This is a genomic window from Amycolatopsis sp. A133, from assembly GCF_031082405.1.
Taxonomy (GTDB): Bacteria; Actinomycetota; Actinomycetes; order Mycobacteriales; family Pseudonocardiaceae; genus Amycolatopsis.
Genome location: NZ_JAVHJU010000057.1, coordinates 89,859 through 109,183, shown reverse-complemented (window position 1 = coordinate 109,183; position 19,325 = coordinate 89,859). Strand labels below are relative to the sequence as shown.

Genomic DNA, 19,325 nt, shown 5'->3' with positions numbered 1-19,325 from the left:
CTCCTCAGTGCGGCAGGGACGCGGCCGGGTGGACTTGCTCGGCCCGCAACGGGTGTCCGTGCAGGCGCGCCGCGTAGAGCGCGGCACCGATGTGCGGTTCCAGCAGCGGCTCACGGAGGTCGTACTCGAGGGACAGCGCGGCGCGGAACGACGACAGCACGTGCGCCGATCCGAACACGCCACCGGAGTACGACACCGGAACCCGTTGGGCGGCATCGAATTCCAGCGCCACGCGGCCGACGTCGACGAGCAGCGCGAGCTCGCGCCCGGCCTCCCGGAGCACCCCGGTCGCGACCGGGTCGCCGGCGTCGGCGGCCCGGACGACGACCTTGCTCAGGCTCGCGATCCGGCCCCGGTCGCCGTGCCACCGGTTCACCACGACGTCGATCGCGTCGAAGTCGGCGGCGAGGCCGAGGGCTTGGCGCATCTCTCCGACGAGCGGGCCGGCCGGCAGCCGTCCGTCGACCATGCGGCTGAACGCGTTCAGGCCCTGGATCGCGACCCAGTAGCCGGAACCTTCGTCCCCGAACAGCTCGCTCCAGCCACCACCGCGCCATTGCCTGCCGCCGTGTTCGCCGTAGGCGATCGAGCCGGTGCCGGCGACGACGTTGATGCCGTCGACCGCCCCCAGCGACCCGGCCCAGCCGCAGATCATGTCGTTGCCGCAGCGGTAGTTCCGCGTACCGAGGATCCGGGCGGGAATCGCGTCGAGCACCGGTACGTCGGCACTGATCTCCCCGTAGGCGGGCAGGCCGAAGAAGGCGTACCTGATGTCCGGGACCTGAACGCCCCCGGCCGCGCAGACTTCACCGATCCCCTGGCGCAACAGGGGTTCCACGATCTGCAGGCCTTCGCTCAGGTAGTACACGCTCGCGGTCCGGGCCTCCGCGACGACCCGGCCGTCGAGATCGACCAGGCAGAACGCCGTCTTCGTCCCCCCGCCGTCGACACCGAGGAACACTTCAGCTCACCTCCGGGGGAACGAAGTCGTGGATGACCACGCCCTGCACGACGCGGTTCACCTCCCCTTCGGGGAACGGGTTGTCCGGGGTGACGCCCAGCGCGAGCGAGCACGCGAGCGCCGTGGTCTGCGCCGCGATCACGGCGAGCAACGCGTACCCGGCCACAGGCGCGCCGGGTGGCGAGAGCACCGGCCAAATCCGCGCGCCGGCCAACTCGGGGGCGTCGCCCACCACGACCACCCGCTCCTCGCCGAGCGACTGCACCAGCTCGCGCGCGATGTCCACGTCGTACCGCCGCGCGTGCGGGTCGGTGGAGAGGAAGACCACGGCGGTGGTGCGCTCGTCGAGCACCGACTTCGGTCCGTGCCGGAAGCCCAGCGCGGAATCGGCGATGCCGACCACCTCGCCCCGGGTCAGTTCCAGGCACTTGAGCGCGGCCTCCCGGGCCAGCCCGCGAAGCGGCCCGGAGCCCAGGAAAACCAGCCGGGCCGGCTTGGCGCCGGAGATCGCCGACGCGTGCTCCGCGGCACCGTCGAGCACAGCCGTCCCGGCGCGCGCCAGCGCCTCGACGTCGACGTCCACGCCGAAGGCGAGCAGGGCCGCCAGCGCCATCCCGGTGAACGAGGAGGTCATCGCGAATCCGCGGTCGTTGACCTCGTCCGGGAGGGTCACCACGACCGCGTTCCCGTCGCCGGACCAGCGCCGCGCCAGCTGTCCACCCGGGTCACACGTGATGACCAGGTGCCGCAGCCCGGGCGTCAGCCGGTGCAGCAGATCCGCCGCGGCGACGGACTCGGGGCTGTTGCCACTGCGGGCGAAGGACACCAGCACGATCGGCCGGTCGTCCACGACCACGGCGAGCGGATCGGCGACGATCTCCGTGGTCGCGATCGCCTCGACCGGCCGGCCGAGGTGCCGCGCGAGATCGCGGGCCACGACCTGGCCGATGAACGCCGAGGTGCCCGCACCGGTGAGCACGATCCGCCGATCGGGGGGCCCGATCAGCCGCTCGATGTCCGGCCGGGCCCGCCGCACGGTCTCCGCCACCCGGATCCAGGTGGCGGGCTGCTGCTCGATCTCCCGCGCGGTCCGGCTGTCGCCGAACCACCGCCCGCTGCTGTGCATAGGTGCTGCCTCCGATTCCGGGACGTACTCCCGGAGACTCATCCGCTCCCCGCCCGAGGGGCAAGGTCCACCGGCCAAATGCGCATCCGGAGTGAGCGTTTCGCCGGCTGTCGTAGGCTCGGCCCATGTCCACGCGGAAACGGCGCACCACCCGGGCCGAACGGCTCTCGGAGCTGTTGCGGGTGCTCGCGGACACCGGCTCGCTGCAGGTGGGCGAGCTCAGCGCCCGGTTCGGCGTCTCCTCCGCCACGCTGCGGCGCGATCTGGCCAAATTGGAGGAACAGCGGCTGCTGACCCGCACCCACGGCGGCGCGCGGCCCCGGGGGCGCACGAATGAGGTGCCGCCGCCCTACCGGGAAGGCCGTTCGCGGGACGCCAAACGCGCCATCGTGCACGCGGCGATCCGCACGTTGCCGACCGGCAAGCACGTGATCGCCCTGACCGGCGGCTCCACCACGAGCGAACTCGCCAGGGAACTGCCGGGCCGGGCGGATCTGACGGTGGTCACGAACGCGTTGAACATCGCGATGGACCTGGCCCTGCACCCCCGGCTGAAACTGGTCGTCGTCGGCGGTGTCGCCCGGCCCCAGTCCTACGAGCTGGTCGGCCCCTGGGCCGAGCACGTGCTGGCCTCGATCAGCATCGGCACGGCGTTCGTCGGCGTGGACGGCATCGACGCGGCGGCGGGCATCACCACGCACGACGAGAACGAGGCCAGGACCAACCGCGCCATGCTCGGCCGCGCCCAGCGGGTGGTCGTGCTGGCCGACGGCAGCAAGCTCGGGCGGAGCACCCTCGCCCGCATGGGTGACATCCAGGACGTGCACGAGGTCATCACCGACTCCTCCGCCGCACCCGGCCCGGTCGCGGCGATCCGCCGGGCCGGGGTCCGGGTCACCGTCGTCGAGGCCGGCTCCGCCGAGGACCGCTGAAACGCTCATCACGAATGCGCGTTTGATTGACCGCGGTGGCCGGGCTGCCTACCTTTCGCCGACAACAGCCCCGACGATGCTGGAGTCCGGATGAAGCGTTCCCTCCCCGTCCACGGCAACCGATTCGCTTCCTTGACGGCGGCGGGCGCGCTCGCCGTCGGCACACTCGCCGCGGTCGCCGCACCGGCCTCGGCCGCGGTCACCCTGCCGCCGCAGGCCGCCGGGTTCGACTACCAGATCGGCGGCGCCTACACCCCGCCGTCGGGGGTGCAGATCGTCAGCCGCGACGTCTCCGCGGCCCCGGCGAGCGGCAAGTACAACATCTGCTACCTCAATGCTTTCCAGGCGCAGGAAGGCCAGGACGGCGACTGGCCGGGCGACCTGCTGCTGCGCGATGCGAACGGCAACAAGGTGGTCGACCCGGACTGGAAGGAAACCCTGCTCGACCTGCGCACCGCCGACAAACGCACCCGGGTGGCGGCCAAGGTCGGCAGCTGGATCGACACGTGCGCTTCGAAGGGGTACCAGGCGATCGAGCCGGACAACTACGACAGTTACAGCCGGTCCAAGAACCTGCTCACCACCACGCACGCGCAGGAGTACATCAAGCTCCTGTCGGCCCGCGCCCACGGCAAGAACCTCGCCATCGCCCAGAAGAACACCCCGGAACTGGCCGGCAACCGGGTCGCCAACGGCCTGGACTTCGCCGTCACCGAAGAATGCGGTGAATACGAGGAGTGCGCCGATTACGCCGGTCCCTTCAACAACCGGGTCGTCGACGTCGAGTACACCGCTTCGGGTATGAGCAAGGCCTGCCCGGGGTGGCAGAGCAAGATCAGCATCGTCCGGCGTGACCTGTACGTGGTGCCCCAGGGGACGAGCGGATACGTCCGCAAGACCTGCTGACGCGCACCTTGACACGTTCGATCGCGCTCGCTTTACTGCTGTCCACGTCGGGAACACCGACGTCAGAGGTATGCCCAGCCGGTATGTCGGTTCTCCCGCGAGCCCGGACTGAGTCGCCAGGACCCGTCGGTGGTCCGAGGCGGGGTCGTGCCCACCATCATCCGGAGTCTTCGATGATGTCTTTCCCGTTCCCCGGCAAGACCCGCTGATGGACCGCCGCGGATTCCTGCGCGGCGCCGGCGGTCTGGCCCTCGGTGCCGCCCTCGCCGGCTGCGGCCCGGCGCGGGCCACCGGCGGCCCGGTCACGGTCGAGATCTGGCACGGCCAGACCGACACCGGCAAGAAGGTCCTCGACGCGCTCGTCGCGGACTTCCACCGGACCCACCCCGGGATCCGGATCGACCTGGGCGGCGGGGTCCTTTCCGACGCGATGCTCCAGAAGATCACCGCGGCGCTCGCGTCGGGGTCCTTCCCGGACATCGCCTACGTCTTCGGTTCGGACCTCGCCAGCGTGGCGCGCAGCCCGAGCGTCGTCGACGTCACCGACCTCGTCGACGCAGGCCCCGGCTTCTGGGAACCGGCCCGGGAAGCGGTCACCGTCAACGGCCGGATCCGCGCGGTCCCGGCGCTGCTCGACTCCCTGGCCGTGGTGTGCAACAAGGAGCTGTTCGCCGGCGCCGGGATCCCGCTGCCCGCCGCGGGCTGGACGTGGGCCGACTTCGTCGCCACGGCCGCGAAACTCACCGATCCGGGCAACGGCACCTTCGGCACCGCGTGGCCGGCCACCGGCGACGAGGACACCGTGTGGCGGCTGTGGCCGATGGTGTGGGACCTCGGCGGCGACGTCATCGGCGCGGGCGGGCGCGGCATCGGGTTCGCCGGCCAGGGCGTGCGTGCCCTCGAGGTCGTCCGCGACCTCGCCGCGGCGAAGTCGGTCTACCTCGACCCGAAGACCGGCAGCGAGCAGATGTACCAGGCCTTCGAAGCCGGCCACATCGGCATGGTCCCGACCGGACCGTGGCAGCTGCCCGACATCGCCGACGCCGGGATCGACTACGCGGTCGTGCCGCTCCCCAGCTTCAGCGGCCGCCCGATCACCATCTCCGGCCCGGACACGTGGACGCTGTTCGACAACGGCGAAGAGCGCGTCCAGGCGGCGCGCACCTTCCTGTCCTGGCTGGCGGACCCGGCCCAGGACGTCCGCTGGGACGACGGCGCGGGCAGCCTCCCGCTGAGCCGCCGCGCGCAGCAACTGCCCGCGTGGCAGGAGAAGAGCGCCGAGACGCCGGGCCTGCCGGTGTTCGTCGACGCGCTGGAGAACGCCCGCGTCCGGCCCGTGCACCCGGCCTACCCCCAGGTGTCGGCGGCTCTCGGCACCGCGATCGTCGCCGTGCTGCTCGGCCGGGCGACGCCGGCCGACGCCATGCGCGACTGCGCCGCGGCCGCGAACGCCGCCCTGATCATTCCGCGATAGGGAGCCGCCATGCCCGGACTGCCGAGGCCCATCACCGTCACCCCAAGCCAACGCCAGCGGCGCGAGTCCGCCGCCGCGTGGGCCTACGTCTCGCCCGCCGTGCTCATCATCCTCGGCCTCGGTGTGGTGCCCGTGGCCTGGTCGCTCGTGCTGTCCTTCCAGGCCGACGACCTGGTGACGCCGAGCCGTTGGGTGGGCCTGGACAACTACGCCGCGCTCGCCCAGGACCCGCACTTCGCCCAGGCCGTGGGGAACACCGTGCTGTACACGGTGCTCTACGTCCCGCTCAGCATCCTGTTCGGGTTCCTGCTGGCGCAGGCGCTGAACCGGCGCATCCGCCTGGTCGGCGTCTACCGGACGCTCGTGTTCGTCCCGTTCGTGCTGTCGGCGACGGCCCAGGGGGTGCTGTTCTCCTTCATCCTCGACCCGCAGTTCGGCGCGGCCAACTCCCTGCTGCACCACCTGGGCGTGTCGCCGCAGGGCTTCCTGACCGACCCGGCGCAGGCGCTGCTGGTGCTGGTCGGCATCACGCTGTGGAGCGGCACCGGCTTCTGCGTCGTGGTGTACCTGGCCGCGCTGCAGGACGTCCCGCCGTCACTGGTCGAGGCTGCGCGGCTGGACGGCGCCGGCACGTGGCGCGTGCTCCGGCACGTGACGCTGCCCGCGGTCACCCCGGTGACGGCGTTCCTCGTGCTGTGGCAGCTGATCACTTCGCTGCAGGTGTTCGACCTGGTCTACGTCACGACCAAGGGCGGCCCGCTCGGCTCGACCACGGTCATCGTCTACTTCGTCTGGGAGCAGGCGTTCAAGAACTTCACCGCCGGCTACGGCGCGGCGTCGGCCTACGTGCTCGCGCTGGCCCTGCTGGTCGTCGTGATCGCTGTACGCCTGCTTCGCCGGCCCGGGAAGGCGCTTCGATGACCGCCCGGCTCGACGCGCCCGCGACCCACGCCGTGCTGCCCGTGCTGCGCCGTCCCCGGCTGCCCTTCAGTCCCTGGCACCTGCTGCTCGTGCCGCTGGCGCTGCTGTTCGCGGCGCCCCTGGTGTGGCTGCTGCTCAGCTCGGTGATGAGCAACGCCGAGATCAACCGGTTCCCGCCCGCGCTGTGGCCGTCCCGGGTGGACTTCTCGGGGTACCGCTACGTCCTCGAGAACGCGCTGTTCCTGCGCTGGTTCACGAACTCGCTGGTCGTCTCGGCGGTGACCGTCGTGTCGAACCTGCTGTTCGGCACGCTGGGTGGCTACGCGTTCGCGCGGATGCGGTTCACCGGCTCGCGGACGCTGCTCGCGCTGATGATCGCGACGATGGCGATCCCCTTCCAGCTCACCATGATCCCGACGTTCCTGGTGATGAAGCGGCTCGGCCTGATCGACACCCTCGGCGCGCTCATCGTGCCGTCGCTGGTGACGCCGTTCGCGGTGTTCCTGCTGCGCCAGTTCTTCCTGTCGCTGCCCCGCGAGCTCGAAGAGGCGGCGTGGATCGACGGCTGCTCGCGGTTGCGCGTGCTGTTCACCATCGTGCTCCCGCTGTCGCGGCCCGCGCTGAGCACGGTGGCCGTGCTGACGTTCCTCAGCACGTGGAACGACCTCACCTGGCCGCTGATCGCGGTCAACCACGACACGACCTACACGCTGCAGCTGGGGCTCACGACGTTCCAGGGCCAGCACCACACGAACTGGGCCGCGGTGATGGCGGGCAACGTCATCACCGTGCTGCCCGTGCTGCTGGCCTTCCTCGGCGCGCAGAAGACGTTCATCCAGTCGGTCACCTCCAGCGGCCTCAAGGGCTGACTCCCTTCCCCGAACCGGATCGGATTTTGATGACTTTCCAGACGACCCCCAAGATCACCTTCGTCGGCGCGGGCAGCGTCGTGTTCACCCAGGGCCTGCTCGCCGACCTGTTCGCCTACCCAGAGCTGGACGGCGTGCACGTCGCCCTGCACGACATCGACCCGGACCGGCTGGCCACCGCGCTGGCCGCGGCCCGGCGGATCGCCGCCGTGCGGGGCGTCAAGCCGGTGCTCACCGCACACGCGGACCGGAGGGAGGCGTTGGCCGGCGCGGATGTCGCGGTGAACATGGTCCAGATCGGGATGGGGGCGGCCACGCGCACCGACTTCGAGGTCCCGGAACGCTACGGGGTGCGCCAGACCATCGGCGACACGCTCGGGATCGGCGGGATCTTCCGCGGGCTGCGGACGTTCCCCTTCCTGAAAGCACTCGGGGAGGACATCGCCGAGGTCTGCCCGGAGGCGTGGCTGCTGAACTACACGAACCCGATGGCGATGAACGTCCAGTACCTGAGCGAAGCCACCGGGCTGACGCGGGTCGTCGGGCTGTGCCACTCGGTGTACTGGACGGTGCACGGGCTCGCCGCGCTCGTCGGGGTGCCGTTCGACGAGGTCACCTACGTCGCGGCCGGCGTCAACCACCAGGCCTGGGTGCTGCGGTTCGAGCACGCGGGCGCCGACCTCTACCCGCGGCTGCGGGAGCTGGCCGAGTCCGACGGGCAGCTGCGGCGGCGCGTCCGGTTCGACATGCTGCGGCGGCTCGGCTACTACCCGACCGAGACCAGCGAGCACTCCGCCGAGTACGTGCCCTGGTACCTCAAGCACGACACCGAAATCGACCGCCTCCGCCTGCCGATCGGCGACTACCTCGGCATCGTCGCGGAGAACGAAGCCGAGTACGAACGGACCCGGCGGGCGATCGCGGCCGACGAGCCGCTGCCCGTCGAAGGCACGGGCGAATACGCGCCGCAGATCGTCCACAGCCTGGTCACCGGCACCCCGCGGACCGTCTACGGCAACGTCGTCAACCGGGGCCTGATCGAGAACCTGCCCTCCGGCGGCGTGGTCGAGGTGCCGTGCCTGGTCGACGGCACCGGCGTCCGGCCGACCCGGATCGGCGCGCTGCCACCGCAGCTCGCCGCGCTCAACCGGACGTACCTGAGCGTCGACGACCTCGTCGTGCGCGCGGCCGTCGAGGACGATCCCCGCCACATCCGGCACGCGGCGATGATCGACCCCGCCACGGCGGCCGCGCTGCCGGTCGAGCGGATCTTCGAGCTGTGCGACGACCTCGTCCGCGCCCACGGCGACCGGCTCCAGCCCGCCCTGCGCGCCGTCCTCGGCCGCTGACCCGCGAGGCCACGTTTTCCGGAATGCCCGGACGGACCGGCTGTCGATTTCGAATTGAACGCGTCGGTCCCTGTTGTCAACGTTGACAAGGAATGTCCTCCAGACAATTCTTTGTCATAGCGGCCTATTGCGCGGATAAGTATCATTCTGCCCGGCACCACGTCACCACCAGGGAAAGGTAAGGAATGCGCAAGACCATCAAGTCACTCGCCGTGCTGGCCGCTGCCGCCGCGCTTCCCCTGACGACGAGCGGTACGGCCTGGGCCGACATTCCTTTCGACCAGCCGGTCAACGGGCGCGCCACCTATTACAACGATGCCGGCTTCGGCGCCTGCGGCACGCAGATCAACGCCGCCACGCAGATGCTCGTCGCGGCGCCGGCGTCGTACTGGACCACGGCCAACCCGAACAACGACCCGCTGTGCCGGGGCGTGTCGATCCGGGTGTCGTACAACGGCCGGACCATCACCGTGCCGGTGGTCGACAAGTGCCCGAGCTGCGACAGCGCGCACATCGACCTCAGCGCACCGGCGTTCGCCCAGCTGGCCGACCCCGCATTGGGCAACATCCCGGTGACCTGGACCTTCGTGCGCTCGTGACCCGGCGACCACCGGAGAAAGTGGTATGAACCAGTTCAGGAAGCTTCTGGTCCTCGTCACCGTCGCCGTTGCCGTCGCCGCGGGCCTGGCCGCCCCGGCGACGGCGGCCGGCACCAAGAAGGGCGTCAGCGCGGCCGCCTTTCCCGGCGTGACCACCGCGCTCGGCGACGTCGGCGCCCGGTGGTTCTACACCTGGGCATCGGACCCCCAGAGCATCACCGCACCGGCCGGGACGGAGTTCGTCCCGATGATCTGGGGCCGCGGCTCGGTCAACGCGGCCCAGTTGCAGCAGGCGAAGGCGGCCGGCAGCACGCTGCTCGCGTTCAACGAACCGGACCTGGCCGGTCAGGCGGACATGCCGGTCGAGACCGCGCTGGACCTGTGGCCGCAGCTGCAGGCCACCGGCATGCGGCTGGGCGCGCCGGCGGTGGCGTACGGCGGGGACACCCCCGGCGGCTGGCTCGACCGGTTCATGAGCGGCGCGGCGGCGCGCGGGTACCGCGTCGACTTCATCCCGCTGCACTGGTACGGCGGGGACTTCTCGGCCGCCGCGACCGGGCAGCTGCAGTCCTACCTGCAGGCGGTGTACAACCGCTACCACCTGCCGATCTGGGTCACCGAGTACGCGCTGACCGACTTCTCCGGCCCCACCCCGCGGTACCCGTCCGCGGCCGAGCAGGCCGACTTCGTCAGCCGGTCCACGGCGATGCTGAACGGGCTGTCGTTCGTCGAGCGTTACGCCTGGTTCTCGCTGTCGACGTCCACGACCCCGACCGGGCTGTATACGGGCACCACCCCGAACACCAGCGGCGTCGCCTACCGGGCCGCCGGCTGATCCTCTCCCCCACGAACGGAGGTTCACCCAGATGTTCAAGCGGTTCCTCGCCGTCGCCGCGGCGACCGTGGTGGCGTTGACCGCCGGCGCGCCGGCGAGTCCGGCCACCGCGGCGGGCAACCACACCGTGACGTTCGTCAATCACTCCGGCCAGACCGTCTGGCTGGGCAGCACGGTGAACGCCGACGGATCGGTCAACTTCGCGAGCCTGCCGACGCTGGCGAACGGGCAGTCGGCGACCGTGACGGTGCCGGAAACGGCGGCGCCCGGCCACTGGCGCGGGAAGTTCTTCGCGCGCCAGGGCTGCACCGGCACGTCAGGCCGGGACTTCCACTGCCTGGTCGGCGACTGCGGGGTTTTCGCCGACCACTGCGCCACCGGCGAACAGCCGGCCAGCCTGGCCGAGTTCAACTTCGACCAGGCCGACGGCCTCGCCCCGTGGTACGACGTCAGCTACGTCAACGCGTTCTCGCTGCCGATCACGATCGAGCCGGTCAACGCCACGGTCCCCCCGGGTTCGGCTTCGTGCGGCACGGCGGGCTGCCCGGAGAACCTGTTGCCGTACTGCCCGGCCGAAAACCGGAAGTACTCCCCGAGCGGTCAGCTGATCAACTGCGTCAACCCCGACCGTGACGCCCCCACCGGTTACAGCAACGCGATCAAGGCCCACTGCCCGAAGGCGTACGCGTGGTCCAAACAGGACACGGAGCCGGGCAACCAGACGATGTACCAGTGCGCCTCTTGCAGCGGCTTCACCATCACGTTCCACTCCGGTTCGTAACTACGGCGCCGTCGCGACGGGCCCGGCATGGTCGCGACGGCTACCCCGTCACCGGAACGTGTGGGTCAAGGGGTGACCCGGGACGGGCGGGCCCAGCGGGCGAGCAGGACGGTGGCGTCGTCCTGCAGCGCGCCGTTCTGGTGGCGGAGCACGGCTTTGGTGAGCCGGCGGGCGGTTTCGGGTGGTGGGTTGCCTGCGGCGGCCTCACGGCGGAGGAAGTCGCGCAGGCGGGGTTCGCCGAAGAACTCGCCGGTTTCGTCGCGGGCTTCGGTGACGCCGTCGGTGTAGAGGACCAGCCAGTCCTCCGGTTCCAGGGTCTCCTCGCCGACTTCGACGTCGCCCGGACCGAGACCGAACGGGAGGCAGCGGCCCGCGGCCAGCGGCTTGACGATCTTCCCGCCGCGCATGACCAAGGGATGGGGGTGACCGGCGTTGAGGTAGCGCAAGCGTCCGGTGGTGAGGTCGAGTTCGGCGAGCACGGCGGTCGCGAACGCGGACTCGCCGAAGTGGCCGCTGATGGCTTCGTCGATCAGGCGGGCTTGTTCGAACAGGCCGTGGCCGGCGCGGCGGGCGCTGCGGTAGGCGGACAACGCGGTGGCGGCGATCAGGCCGCTGCGCAGGTCGTGACCGACCGCGTCCAGCACCATCAGGCTCGCGGTGGTCTCGGACAGGGCGTAGTCGAAGGCGTCGCCGCTGACGTCGTCCCGCGGTTCGAGGACACCGGTCACGATGAAGCTGTCGACGCCGGCGGTCAACGGCGGCAGCAGCGACCACACGAGGTCCGCGTTGACCGTCCGCCGGGTCCGCACCCGGAGCCGGTCCAGGTCGTCCCCGTACTGCGACAGCAGGGTCACCATGTGCCCGAGCAGCATGGACAACCACCGGCACTGCACCCGCAGGCCGGGGTCGTAGAGCTCGTCCGCGTCGTCGACTTCGACGTCGAGGACGCCGAGACGTTCCGCCCCGTCCAGCAGCGGCACCCACAAGCGCGGCCCGTCGGACGTCTCCGACGGCAGGATCTGGATCTGCCGGAACGCCCGTCCCGCGAGCGTGGTGTCGACGTCCAGTGCGTCACGCCCCGACGCCGGTCGGCCGGACGGATCGTCCGGGAGGGGCTGGAGGCACGATTGATCGTAATCGACGAGGTAGACGCCGATCCGCACCCCGAGCGCGGCGGCGGCGGTCTCCACCGCGGCGGACAGCCGGTCGGGCGGCGCGAGCTCGGTGCCCTCCAAGAGCCGCACCAGGGCCGCGAACGGCGCGGTCCGGGGCGTGCTGTCCCGGATTTCGCGGCTGAAGCCGGCCCGGTGCGTCCAGATCAGCTCGTCCAGGCGTTCGTTCACCGCGACGGCGAGGGTGTCGCGTTCCAGCGGCGGCAGGTCGGCCAGCCCGTGCACGTACGCGTCGATGTCGATGAACCCGGCTTGGCCGCCCACCCCGAAGTAGCGCAGCCACAGGTCCTCGACCGACAGCTGGGCATGCTTGAACGCCAGCACCAGACTGCGCTGCTGCTCAGCGGCGTGGGTCATCGCAGCCGCCGCACCGTGGACTGGGTCAGCCGCTCGGCGACGTGGCGGAGGGTGGTGCGCTCGCGTTCGGCCAGCTGAGCCAGCGTGAGGAGCGCTGCGCGTTCGTCCACGTGGTCACGGGCCATGATGATGCCCTTGGCCAGTTTGACGACCTCGCGGCCACGCAGGGCCTCCGCGACCTGGGCGCTGACGCGCTCCGCGTCGTGCGCGGTGCGCATGTTGGCGACGAGCATCGCCGCCTGGGACGCGAACATCGTCAGCAGGTGTTCCTCCCGCTCTCCATAGGCGTGCGGCAGAACGGCGTAGACCTTCAGCGCGCCCAGCGGCTCGGGACCGGCCACCATCGGCGCGCTCAACGCCGACCGCAGCCCCAGCTCGGCGGCCGGCCGTGACCAGGACGGCCACCGCTCGTCCTGGGCGAGATCGTCGACCCGCACGATCACCCGGTCCGCCCACGCGGTCAGGCACGGGCCGTGGCCGAGCTCGTACTGCAGGGCGTCGGCCCGCTCGACCACCTCGTCCGTGGCGGCCGCAGTCATCCGGTCACCGTGGCGATCCAGCAGGCTGATGCCCGCGCCGGTCGTGCCCGGCACCATCTCGACCGCCAACGCCGTGCTCAGCTTCAGGGCCGTGTCCACCTTCTCGGACGACAGCAGCAGGCCGGACATTCGCGCGAAGACCGCCGCCAGCTGCTGCGCGGTCAGCTCCTCGACCACCCGCGCGCCACCCGGCGACGCATCCACGTGGGGCAGATCGGAGGTCATGTTTCGGCGCACCTCCCTCGCTCGGTCCGCTGACTGGATCAAGCGCGGCATACCCCACCGTGCTGTCGTTAACCGCAGCTCGCGCCTCGCGTTCCGGCGTCGCCGTGCGCCGGAGGTCACGCCGGTGACTCGCGTAAGGACACCCCCGGCGGGTAACCGACGTCCAGCCGCTCCCGCGGTGAAGGACCACGGAAGAAGCAGAATGACGGAAACAGCTGTGCCCAGGCTGAGCGAAGTGGCGAGCGGCTTGGCTGCCACGGCGGTCGCGGCCATTCGAGTGCCGGCTCGGCCGGCTCGGGATTATTGGACCGGTTCGGTCCTCGAGTCGGCCGCCGGGCACCACCTCGCCGGCGTCTCCGCCGGGATGTTCGGCGCCCGGCTGCCCGCGGCCGGGCGGCGAAGCGGTGACGAGATGACCGTCCGGGCCGAGCGGCGGCCGATCGGGCTCGACCACCGATCACTCGCCGCGGCCTTCCCGGCCGCGACGGGCCGCGTGGTCGTTTTCCTGCACGGGCTCGTGGAGACCGAACGCAGCTGGTTCCGCGGGGCCGCACCGGCGGGCGACTTCGGCACGCGCCTGGCCGCCGACCTGGGGACCAGCGCCGTGTACGTGCGGTACAACTCGGGCCGTCACGTGTCCCAGAACGGCGACGACCTCGTCGGGCTGCTGTCCCGGCTGGTGGCCGCTTGGCCGGTCCCCGTCACCGACATCGTCCTCGTCGGACACTCCATGGGCGGCCTCGTGGCGAGGAGCGCGCTCTACCGCGCTCAAGAACGAAGCGTGGCGTGGCTCCCCCGCGTGACGCGGCTCGTGTGCCTGGGCACCCCGCACAACGGTGCGCCGCTGGAACGGCGCGTCGCCCAGCTCGCGGGTCTGCTCCGCAAATCGCCGCTGGCTCCGCTGGCCCGGTTGCTCGCGTTGCGCAGCGACGGCATCCAAGACCTCGCCCACGGCTACGTGCACCAGCGGCAATGGGCCGGTGAACCCGGCGCCGGCCGGCCCCTCGAACCGGCGGCGCCCGCGGGGATCCGCCGCCTGTTCGTGTCCGCGACGCTGTCCCGCACGGAGGGAAGCACCTGGGGTCGGCTGATGGGTGACCTCCTCGTGCCACCGGTCCGGGCCGGCGACCTGACCGAGGACGCCGACGTCGCCTGGCTCGGCGGGCTGAACCACTTCGCTCTGCTCCGCGACGACGTCGTCTACGAGACGCTCCTGCGCTGGTTGCGCGCCGAGGATGTCCCGGCGGAGGCGATCAGCCGGTAGCTGCGGCCTCCTTCGCCGGTCAGTGGCTGCCGGCGAGTTCTCCGGAAAGCTTGCCGTGCCGGCGGGCGCTGTCGGGGTTGAGCCCGACGATCTCCACGGTCTTGCCGCGGCCGGCGTACTTGGTGGTGACCGCGTCGAGAGCGGCGACGGTCGAAGCGTCCCAGATGTGGGCGCCGGTGAGGTCGACGACGACGGAGTCCGGGTCGTTCGCGTAGTCGAACCGGGAGGCGAGTTCGTTGCTGGAGGCGAAGAACAGCTCACCGGTCACCGCGTAGACCACGCGGGTGCCGTCCGGGTCGGTGGCCGCGGTCACCTCGACCAGCCGGGCGACCCGGCGGGCGAAGATGACCATCGCGGTGATCGAGCCGAGCACCACGCCGATCGCGAGGTTGCCGGTGGCCACGACGACGGCGACGGTGACGACCATGACGGCGGTCTCCCCGGCGGGCATCCGCTTGAGCGTGGCCGGGGCGACGCTGTGCCAGTCGAAGGTCCCGAACGCGACCAGGACCATCACCGCGATCAGCGCGGCCATCGGGATGTCGGAGACGAGCGGGCCGAACGCGATGCACAGGACCATCAGGAAGGTCCCGGCCAGGAACGTCGAGAGGCGGGTGCGGGCGCCCGCGGTCCGGACGTTGATCATCGTCTGGCCGATCATCGCGCAGCCGCCCATGCCGCCGAAGATGCCGGTGACGACGTTGGCGACGCCCTGCCCGATCGCTTCGCGGGTCTTGTTCGATCGCGTGTCGGTGATGTCGTCGACCAGCTTCGCGGTCATCAGCGACTCCATCAGCCCGACGAGGGCGAAGGCGAGCGCGAAGGGGGCGATCAGCTTCAGCGTGTCGAACGTGAAGGGCACGTCCGGCACTCCCGGCACCGGCAGCGACGACGGGAGCGCACCCTTGTCCCCCACGGTGGGCACCGAGATCCCGGCGGCGATCGTCAACGCCGTGAGCGCCACGATCGCCACCAGCGGCGCCGGGATCACCCGCGTCAGCTTCGGGAACAGCACCATGACGACGAGGCCGGCGGCGAAGAGCGGGTAGACCGGCCACGGCACGTCGATCAGTTCCGGCACCTGGGCCAGGAAGATCAGGATCGCCAGTGCGTTGACGAACCCCACCATCACGCTGCGGGGCACGAACCGCATCAGCTTCGCGACGCCGAGGGAACCGAGCACGATCTGGAAGAGCCCGCCGAGGATGACGGTGGCGATGAGGTAACCGAGGCCGTGTTCGCGGGCCAGCGGGGCGACGACCAAGGCGATGGCCCCGGTGGCGGCGGAGATCATCGCGGCGCGGCCGCCGACGATCGAGATCACCACGGCCATCGTGAACGAGGCGCCCAGGCCGATGCGCGGGTCGACCCCGGCGATGATCGAGAACGAGATCGCCTCGGGGATCAACGCCAGCGCGACGACCAGCCCACCGAGGACCTCGGTGCGGGCCACCTTCGGCGAGAGCCACGCCGGTCGCCGGCGCAGCCGCGCGGGCCGGGAAGGAGCAACTGGAGACAAAGGGGGAAGACCTGACTTGCTCGGGCGCCGCGCGGGCGCGAAGACAACCACGTCGTCGGCGATCCGACCCCACGTTAGAGCAGAGTCCGCCTCGCGCCGGTGGCACCCGTGCGCAGTGAGCCGTGGATCACTCTCGAGCGCCGTTCACGCGGCCGCCGTCAGCGCGCGGGGGCCGGGCACTTCATCGACCCGGAGACGGCCGCCGGGTGTTTCTCCAGGCCGTACCCGGCCGCGGCGCAGGTCAGTGTTCCAGGTCAGTGTTCCAGGGCGCGGCGGAGCCCGGCGCGCGAGTCGGTGCCGAGCCGGTCGGCGGCGCTGAGCTCGAGCTTCCGCACGGTGTCGAGGTCCAGCACCAGCTTGTGCGCGATCTCGGCTTCCGAACGCCCCTCCGCGGCGAGCTGCGCGACTCGCCGCGCCCGCGGTGACAGCGCGTTGACGCGTGGCGGCGGTTCGGCGGTCACGCCGATGGTGCCGAGGTGCCGGGCCAGGTCCTTCCGAAGCGCCAGGGCGCCACCCTCGTCGGCCAGCGCGAGAGCCTCGGTGAACGTTCTGCGAGCGTCCTCGGTGTGCCCGGATCGGGCGAATTCCGCACCGAGCTGCGCGAGGGTCTGCAGGTACTGCCACCGGTCCGGCACGCTCCGCAGCAGGCGCGCGGACTCCTCCAGCAGCGCCGCGCGATCCGCGTCGACGGCCGCGAGTGTCCGGAGCGCGCGACCGCGGGTGACCGGGTCGCCGAACCGGTCGGCCAGCTGCGCCGCCTCGGACGCGACCTGCCGGGCCTCCTCCGGTGCCGAGTGGCGCAGCGCCGCGGCCAGGCCGAAGCGCCAGCCACACACCGCCGGGTTGGTCATGGACGCGGCATCGAGCCGGTTTCCCACCGTGCGCAGAATGGCCGCGGCCCGGCCGGGACGGCCCTGCGCGAGAGACAGCGCGCCCGCCACCGCCTCGGGCACCGGCAGGACGACCGCGTCCGGGCGGCGCTCCCGGTACCCGCGGTCCGCGCAGACCGCGACCGCCGCGTCGACCTCCCCGCGGGCCAGCAGCGTCTCGACGAGGGTGCCGGTGGCGAACCACTCGGCGGGGGTGCCGCTGCCGCTGCGGAGGGCCAGGCGGAGGGCGATGCCGGTGTCGGCGACGGCGTCGTCCAGCCGGCCGAGCCGCAGCGCCGAGTGCCCGCGGTTCGCGTGGGCGAAGGCGAGGTGCGTGCCGCGCCAGCCGTGCCGTTCGAACTCGTCGACCGCTTGGTCGAACAGACCGTGGGCGACGTCCGCGGCACCGGCGTAGAGGTGCACGAACCCGGTCATGGTCGCGATTTCCATCCCTTGGTCCACGTCGGCGAACACCACCCCGCGCCGGATGACGCGCTCGACCGCCGCGAACCCTTCGGCGCGCGGCCGGCCGCGCAGGACGAGGCTCCACGCGTGCAGCACGATCAGCAGCCGTTCGACGTCGGTGCCGCCGGTCAGCGGCGGCGCGATCCGGTCGAGCAGGGCCATGCGGTCGGCGCGCAGCGGGTCGTCGTCCCACCAGGTGGCCCACAGCAGCTGTTCGGCGAGCAACCGCTGCCGCTGCCGTTCGTCGGCGCAGTGGTCGAGCGCGGCGTCGAGCAGGCGCACGCCGTCGCCGAGCCGGTCGGCGTAGCTGTGGGCCTTCGCGAGCGCCACGGCCGCGTCGGTGCGCAGGACGTCGTCGGTGGCTTGCCGGTAGGCCGCGCGCAGTGCGGGGAGCGCCGCCGCCACTTCCTCCAGGGCGAGGGCCTGGCCGTACCGCAGCCGCACCCGCCCCTGCCGGGCCATCGGCGGTGGTTCGTCGATCGCCCGCTTCAGGTACCGGGCGGCGGTGGCGGCGAGCCCCGACCCGAGCGCGTCCTCGGCGGCGGCGGTCATCCGGCCGGCGACCCAGGGGTCACCGGCGGCGTGGACGTCGAGCAGGTGGGCGGCGACGGCGTCGGGCGCGGCGTGCCGGTCGTGCAGCAGCCGCGCGGCGGCCAGGTGGAGGTCGCTGCGGAGCGACGGGTCGATGTCGTCGTAGACGGCGCTGTGGATGATCGGGTGGCGGAAGTCCACCGTCGATCCGGGGGCGAGGATCGCCGCCTCGCACAGCCGGTCGTACTCGCGCTTCGACTCGGCCGTGGCCAGCCCGGCGAGCAGCGCGGTGTCCCCGAGCGGGTGGCCCGGGCCCAGGACCGCGCCGGCCTGGGCCAGGCTCCGGGCGGCCGGACCGAGACCGGCGAGCCGCTCGGACAGGTACTGCACGACGTGCCGCGGAGTGAGCGTGCCGACCAGCTCCGCGTCGGCGGCGGTGGGCTTCAGGCCGCGTTCCCGGGCCATGTCGAGCATCCAGTGCAGGTAGAACGGGTTGCCCCCGCTGCGGTCGAGCAACGCGGCGCAGAACCGGTCGTCGGGTTCGCCGCCCGGCGTCCGGTGGGCCGGCGGGCCGCGGTGCACCATCGTCCGCACGGCCGCCGGCCCGAGGGGGCGCGGCCGCACCACTTCCGCCGCCCGCAGCGTGATGCGCGTGAGCGTGGGCCGCTCGTGCGGCCGGTGCGCCAGCAGCACCACGACGGGCAGCCCGGCGAGCCGGTCGGCGAGGAATTCCAGCCACCGCAACGACTCTTCGTCGAGCCAGTGCGCGTCGTCGACGGCGAGCAGCAGTCCGTCTGCTCCGCTGCCGACCCGGAGCAGGGACGTCGCGTTCACGACCAGCCAGTACAACGCCTCTGTCAGCCCGATCATCGATTCCGGGCCGCGTTGGCGGGCCCGGGGAACCCCGAGGGGAAGGCGCGCGAAATCCGCCGCACCGGCGAACAGCGCTCGCCGGTCCCGCTCGCCGTGGCCGGCGACCCAGCGGGCCAGCAACGTGCGGGCCGCGCCGAACGCCATCGTCTGGTCCCGCTGGTTGCCCCGCACGGCCAGCGGCACGACGCCCCGCACCGCCGCTTCCGTGCACACCTGCGCCAGCAGCTGCGACTTGCCGATCCCCGCCGGCCCCTCGATCACCACCGTCGCGCCGACCCGGTCGCGCACCGCTTCCAGCACCGCCGAGCAGCGGTCCAGTTCGTCGTCCCGCTCCAGGAGCCCGCTGTCGGACGCGGTGTGCCCCGGCAGCCGCAACGCGTGCAGCACCCGCTGCACGTCCATCGGGGCTTGCCCGTTGGCGCGGGCCGACACGACACAGCCGGCGACCACCTTGCCGACGAACTCCTCGCGTGGGCTCCGTTTCCCCGACATCACCTCGGAAAAGGTGGCCGCCGACAGCCCGCTGCGCCGCGCCAGGACGGCATCGCTCGGAGCACCGACCACGCGCTGCAAGGTGCGCAACCGGCGCCGGACGCGATCGTCTGGATCCGCCATTTCGCCTCCCCGCCGCGTGAGCCCGCGTCCTCCGGGCCGGCGCAGGCGTCTACCAGGTTATCCCGGCGCCGTGGATCGTTCGGTTCTTCGAGACGTGTGCCGGCCCGGCCGGACGTCGTCCACGCTGGCGAGTGCTCCACCCA

At 71.8% G+C, this 19,325-nt stretch carries 16 protein-coding genes; 10 read left to right on the top strand and 6 right to left on the bottom strand.

The window, feature by feature from the left end; all coding sequences use genetic code 11:
* Positions 1–4 precede the first annotated feature (4 nt).
* Positions 5–961, bottom strand: a complete 957-nt coding sequence (locus tag Q5425_RS33055) for a BadF/BadG/BcrA/BcrD ATPase family protein (RefSeq protein ID WP_308676274.1) — start codon at positions 959–961, stop codon at positions 5–7.
* Between the two features lies 1 nt (position 962).
* Positions 963–2,087, bottom strand: coding sequence for an SIS domain-containing protein (locus tag Q5425_RS33050; protein ID WP_308676273.1), 1,125 nt, complete (start codon positions 2,085–2,087; stop codon positions 963–965).
* 125 nt (positions 2,088–2,212) lie between these two features.
* On the opposite strand from Q5425_RS33050, the gene Q5425_RS33045 reads away from it, so the two are divergent.
* The 9 genes from Q5425_RS33045 to Q5425_RS33005 all read left to right on the top strand — a co-directional run bounded on the left by Q5425_RS33045 (position 2,213) and on the right by Q5425_RS33005 (position 10,753).
* Entirely contained in the window at positions 2,213–3,019 is an 807-nt protein-coding gene (locus Q5425_RS33045) for a DeoR/GlpR family DNA-binding transcription regulator (RefSeq protein WP_308676272.1), read from the top strand.
* Positions 3,020–3,109: 90 nt separating this feature from the next.
* Positions 3,110–3,925 carry an endo alpha-1,4 polygalactosaminidase gene (locus tag Q5425_RS33040; protein WP_308676271.1) on the top strand — a complete coding sequence of 272 codons (816 nt, stop codon included), beginning with the start codon at positions 3,110–3,112 and terminating at the stop codon, positions 3,923–3,925.
* 208 nt (positions 3,926–4,133) lie between these two features.
* Entirely contained in the window at positions 4,134–5,399 is a 1,266-nt protein-coding gene (locus Q5425_RS33035) for an ABC transporter substrate-binding protein (RefSeq protein ID WP_308676270.1), read from the top strand.
* 9 nt (positions 5,400–5,408) lie between these two features.
* A complete protein-coding gene (locus tag Q5425_RS33030) occupies positions 5,409–6,320 on the top strand; it encodes a sugar ABC transporter permease (RefSeq protein WP_308676269.1) in 912 nt (303 codons plus the stop codon).
* Positions 6,317–7,189, top strand: coding sequence for a carbohydrate ABC transporter permease (locus tag Q5425_RS33025; RefSeq protein ID WP_308676268.1), 873 nt, complete (start codon positions 6,317–6,319; stop codon positions 7,187–7,189). The genes Q5425_RS33030 and Q5425_RS33025 overlap by 4 nt, the downstream gene beginning before the upstream one ends.
* 29 nt (positions 7,190–7,218) lie before the next feature.
* Positions 7,219–8,538 (top strand): alpha-glucosidase/alpha-galactosidase, encoded by a 1,320-nt coding sequence (locus Q5425_RS33020; protein ID WP_308676267.1) that lies wholly within the window; start codon positions 7,219–7,221, stop codon positions 8,536–8,538.
* Between the two features lie 185 nt (positions 8,539–8,723).
* Entirely contained in the window at positions 8,724–9,137 is a 414-nt protein-coding gene (locus Q5425_RS33015; RefSeq protein ID WP_308676266.1) for a cysteine/serine endopeptidase inhibitor, read from the top strand.
* A 25-nt stretch (positions 9,138–9,162) separates the two neighbouring features.
* A complete protein-coding gene (locus tag Q5425_RS33010) occupies positions 9,163–9,972 on the top strand; it encodes a glycoside hydrolase family protein (RefSeq protein ID WP_308676265.1) in 810 nt (269 codons plus the stop codon).
* Positions 9,973–10,003: 31 nt separating this feature from the next.
* Positions 10,004–10,753 carry a thaumatin family protein gene (locus Q5425_RS33005; protein ID WP_308676264.1) on the top strand — a complete coding sequence of 250 codons (750 nt, stop codon included), beginning with the start codon at positions 10,004–10,006 and terminating at the stop codon, positions 10,751–10,753.
* A 65-nt stretch (positions 10,754–10,818) separates the two neighbouring features.
* On the opposite strand, the gene Q5425_RS33000 is transcribed toward Q5425_RS33005, so the two are convergent.
* Entirely contained in the window at positions 10,819–12,282 is a 1,464-nt protein-coding gene (locus Q5425_RS33000; RefSeq protein WP_308676263.1) for a PP2C family protein-serine/threonine phosphatase, read from the bottom strand.
* Positions 12,279–13,046: a GAF and ANTAR domain-containing protein gene (locus tag Q5425_RS32995; protein WP_308676262.1), complete on the bottom strand. Its 768-nt coding sequence runs from the start codon at positions 13,044–13,046 to the stop codon at positions 12,279–12,281. Before Q5425_RS32995 ends, Q5425_RS33000 begins: the two co-directional genes overlap by 4 nt.
* A 202-nt stretch (positions 13,047–13,248) precedes the next feature.
* Between Q5425_RS32995 and Q5425_RS32990 the strand changes: the two genes are divergently transcribed.
* Positions 13,249–14,310, top strand: a complete 1,062-nt coding sequence (locus tag Q5425_RS32990) for an alpha/beta fold hydrolase (RefSeq protein ID WP_308676261.1) — start codon at positions 13,249–13,251, stop codon at positions 14,308–14,310.
* Positions 14,311–14,329: 19 nt separating this feature from the next.
* Here Q5425_RS32990 and Q5425_RS32985 read toward each other — a convergent pair whose 3' ends face one another.
* The gene (locus Q5425_RS32985) at positions 14,330–15,763 is read right to left on the bottom strand and encodes a SulP family inorganic anion transporter (RefSeq protein ID WP_308676260.1); all 1,434 of its coding nucleotides are present in this window, start codon (positions 15,761–15,763) and stop codon (positions 14,330–14,332) included.
* 320 nt (positions 15,764–16,083) lie between these two features.
* Positions 16,084–19,182, bottom strand: a complete 3,099-nt coding sequence (locus Q5425_RS32980) for an AAA family ATPase (RefSeq protein WP_308676259.1) — start codon at positions 19,180–19,182, stop codon at positions 16,084–16,086.
* Positions 19,183–19,325 lie beyond the last annotated feature (143 nt).